At 72.3% G+C, this 3,533-nt stretch carries 4 protein-coding genes; 1 reads left to right on the top strand and 3 read right to left on the bottom strand.

Going from position 1 to position 3,533, the window contains the following annotated elements; all coding sequences use genetic code 11:
* The 3 genes from B7P34_RS35445 to B7P34_RS35430 all read right to left on the bottom strand — a co-directional run.
* Nucleotides 1-1,745, bottom strand: a 1,745-nt coding sequence (locus tag B7P34_RS35445; protein ID WP_189383286.1) for a chromosome segregation SMC family protein, incomplete at its 3' end; no start/stop codon positions are given.
* Nucleotides 1,746-2,014: 269 nt separating this feature from the next.
* Nucleotides 2,015-2,221, bottom strand: a complete 207-nt coding sequence (locus tag B7P34_RS35440) for a hypothetical protein (RefSeq protein ID WP_030369319.1) — start codon at nt 2,219-2,221, stop codon at nt 2,015-2,017.
* A gap of 445 nt (nt 2,222-2,666) precedes the next feature.
* On the bottom strand, nt 2,667-2,948 hold the full coding sequence (locus B7P34_RS35430; RefSeq protein ID WP_106682229.1) for an acylphosphatase: 282 nt from the start codon (nt 2,946-2,948) through the stop codon (nt 2,667-2,669).
* A 343-nt stretch (nt 2,949-3,291) separates the two neighbouring features.
* Here B7P34_RS35430 and B7P34_RS37905 point away from each other — a divergent pair.
* Nucleotides 3,292-3,533, top strand: a 242-nt coding sequence (locus B7P34_RS37905) for a hypothetical protein (protein WP_223268582.1), incomplete at its 3' end; no start/stop codon positions are given.

Here is a 3,533-nt window from a genome sequence, read left to right as displayed (position 1 = left end):
TCGCTCTGCGCCGCGCCGCGCTCCAGGCCCGGCGCCACCACGAGCGCCGCCCGACCGGCGTCCTGCTTGCGGAGCAGCCTCAGCGCCTCGGCCGCCGTGGCGGTGTCCGTGACCGTGAGCGCGTCGGCGGCGGCTCCGAGCGCGGCGGCGACCGGCAGTTCGTAGCCGGGGGCGACGGTCAGCAGTGCGGCTGCCGGGCCCAGCAGTCCGGACAAACGATCCTGCGCGGCCAGCAGCGCCCCCGTGCCGTCCTTGCGGCGCAGCCCCAGGGCGAGCGCGTCGCGGCGGGCGCCGGTGGCCGCGCGGCGGCGTTCGGTGGCGGTGGCCTCCTCGCGGGCCTCGGTCAGTGCGGCCTCCGCGGCGGCGAGTTCCGCCTTGGCGGCCTCGTGCCGGCTCGCCAGTTCGGCGTCCCCGGCGTCGAGCCCCTCGACCTCCGCCTGCTGCCGCTCGTACTCCTCCTGGGCGGCGGCCGCGCGCTCCCGGGCCTCGTCGCGCGCGGCGACCAGCCGGTCGATCTCGGACTGCGCGGAGGCCGCACGGCCGCGGGCGGCGGTGACGCGGCCCTGGAGCCGGGCGAGCTCCTCACGGTGGTCGGCAATGGCCCGGGCGGCGTCCCTGAGGCGGCGTTCCTCCTCCGCCAGCCGGCGCTCCAGGGCGGCACGGTGCTCGCTGGTGTCCTCCAGGGCGCGGCTCGCCGCCTCCAGGGCCGCCTCCAGTTCGGCCTCCTGCTCGCGGATGCGGGCCGCTTCGCGCTCCAGGTCCTCCGGGTCGCGGCCGCGCCGTTCCTCGGCCGGGGAGGAGGTCGCGCTGGTGACGCGCGCGTCGGCGAGGCCGATCGTGCCCCGTACCCGCTCGGCGAGGCGGGAGAGCTCGTACCAGGTCTGCTGGGCGCCGGCCAGGCGCGGGGTGAGCGCCCGCACCTGTTCCTCCAGGGCCGCCTCACGCTGGAGCGCGGTCCGCAGCTCGGCCTCGGCGGCGTCCTTGCGGGCCTTGAGCGCGGCCTCGTCCGCGAGCTCGGTGCGCAGCGCCTCCCGGAGGGTGACGAGGTCGTCGGCGAGGAGCCTCAGGCGGGCGTCGCGCAGGTCGGCCTGGATGACGGCGGCGCGGCGGGCGACCGCGGCCTGCCGGCCGAGCGGTTTGAGCTGCCGCCGCAGTTCGTCGGTGAGGTCCTGGACGCGGGCGAGGTTGGCGCGCATGGCGTCGAGCTTGCGGAGCGCCTTCTCCTTGCGCTTGCGGTGCTTGAGGACGCCCGCGGCCTCTTCGATGAAGGCCCGGCGGCCGGCCGGGTCGGCGTGCAGGACGGAGTCGAGCTGTCCCTGGCCGACGATGACGTGCATCTCGCGGCCGATGCCGGAGTCCGAGAGGAGCTCCTGGATGTCGAGGAGCCGGCAGGTGTCGCCGTTGAGCTGGTACTCGCTGCCCCCGTTGCGGAACATGATCCGCGTGATGGTGACCTCGGAGTAGTCGATCGGCAGGGCGCCGTCGGAGTTGTCGATCGTCAGGGAGACCTCGGCGCGGCCCAGCGGCGGGCGGCCGGTCGTCCCGGCGAAGATCACGTCTTCCATCTTGCCGCCGCGCAGGGACTTGGCCCCCTGCTCGCCCATGACCCAGGAGAGGGCGTCGACGACATTGGACTTGCCGGAGCCGTTGGGCCCCACGACGCAGGTGATCCCGGGCTCGAAGCGCAGGGTCGTCGCGGAGGCGAAGGATTTGAACCCCCGCAGGGTCAGGCTCTTGAGGTGCACGCGGAAGGACTCTACCGCCCGGCCCTCTTCCGGCACCGCCCCGGACGGGGTACTGGCGCGCCGTGCCGTCGCAAAGGGTTTCACCCGGGAAGGGGCAGGGCACATCAGTCGTTAAGAGCGAACCGAAAAGTGGGAAAAAATAGCCGCAATCACCGGAAATACCGCGACCATATGATGATCGGAAATGACGAAGGGACGCCGAAGCGTCCCTTGCAACTCTCAAGCGGCTGACAGTGCAGCCCGACCGGCCCCCGGGGCAGGGCCTCTGGTCAGGCGAGCGCAGGCTCCGCCTTGGAAACGTCGATGCTGTCGAGCAGCGAGTCGCCGTGGTGAGCGGCGGCAGACAGCGCGTCATTCTCGGCCTGCATCCGGATGAGCTCGGATTCGAGGTCCTGGACACGCTGCTGAAGCCGTCGCATCTCGGCGAGGACTCGGGGGTCGGAGCCGCCGACGTAACCGAGAAGCGCCTTTGCCATGATGGATGGTCCTCCACACTGAGTGACCGACCGAAGCGGTGTGGGTCGTGAGGGATTCGCACCCGCGGTGTCTGCCATCGCTACTGCAGTCTTCAATGCCAAACAGCTAAGGTGCGCGGGGCTTCCAGAGTCTCACCAAAAGGTTTGACGGTCAACACGATCACACCCCGTATCCGCGGGCGTCCCAGGGGGCGCGGCGGTAGGTGCGCGGCGCCGAACTCTGCCGGGGCCCGGAGGGGCGTGGAGATCATCCGTTGCCTCGCAGCCTTCCACGCCGGGGCCGTCTTGGCAACCATCAGGGAATTTCTGCCCTTCGCATATGCCAGCGGCATATCACTAAGGTCATCGCGGCCCTTCGCACCCGTTCTTCACGGCCCCCGCGCGCCCCTCCCGGTTCCCTCCCGGATGATTTTCCGTTTCCCGAACCGTTATGTCGGCCGCCCCGTCAGCGGATCTCGAACCCGTCGTATCCGCCCCGCGGGTCACCCCAGATCTCCGTGACCCCGTCCACCCGCCCGGGCGTGTCGCCGCCCCGCAGCCAATCGAGCAGAAGTTCGCATGCCTCGCGCGGGCCTTCCGCGACGACCTGGACCCGGCCGTCGGAGAGATTCGACGCGAAGCCGGCCAGCGCTCCGATCCGCAAAGCGTTCTCCCGCGTGAACCACCGGAAGCCGACACCTTGCACATGTCCACGGACCCACGCCGTGAGACGGACATTCTCGTTCATGTCTGCACGCTAACCGGCCAATTGCATAATCAGCACTTCGGCCCCTCATCTATTGCCGTACAGTCGCCGGTCGACAGGTCGCCCCGTACGAGTGACGCACACCGAGCCGAACACGTAAGGAAGGCAGCGGATGGGTCGCCACCGACGCTCTGGCCCACGGACCGCAGGCAGCCCCGTCCCCGCTCCCCCGGCAGCCGGGGGGACGCACGGCGCCCCGGAGTCCGTCCCCCCTGACGAATCCGGCGGCTCGGCGGCCGCTTCACGGCCCCCGGGCTTCCGCCGCCCCGCTCGCAGCCGGGCGAGGACACCGGTACGGACGGGCCTGCTGGGCGCGTCCGCCGCGATGGCCATGGGCGTGGTCGCCATGACCTCCGGCCTCTTCTCCGGCGGCGGCACCCTTCAGCTCGGCAGCGACAGCGGCGGGGACCGGCAGGTGCGGACCGACGAGCCGCCCGTCGAGTTCGCCCTGCCGGACGGCGCCGGGCCCGGCCGGGGGCAGCCGCACGTGAGCCGCAATGCCGAGCGGCCCTCCGCGCCCCGGGCGGACACCGCGGCACCCGTGGCCGCCTCGGCGCCGGCCGCACC

It is taken from the genome of Streptosporangium nondiastaticum (assembly GCF_003011965.1).
In the GTDB taxonomy this organism is placed as follows: Bacteria; Actinomycetota; Actinomycetes; order Streptomycetales; family Streptomycetaceae; genus Streptomyces; species Streptomyces nondiastaticus.
This window is presented reverse-complemented; position numbering and strand designations above follow the sequence as displayed.

What these genes read in the sequence shown, in the direction of transcription:
- B7P34_RS35440 (WP_030369319.1), bottom strand. Translation starts at nt 2,221, where the DNA reads ATGGCAAAGGCGCTTCTCGGTTACGTCGGCGGCTCCGACCCCCGAGTC.
- B7P34_RS35430 (WP_106682229.1), bottom strand. Translation starts at nt 2,948, where the DNA reads ATGAACGAGAATGTCCGTCTCACGGCGTGGGTCCGTGGACATGTGCAA.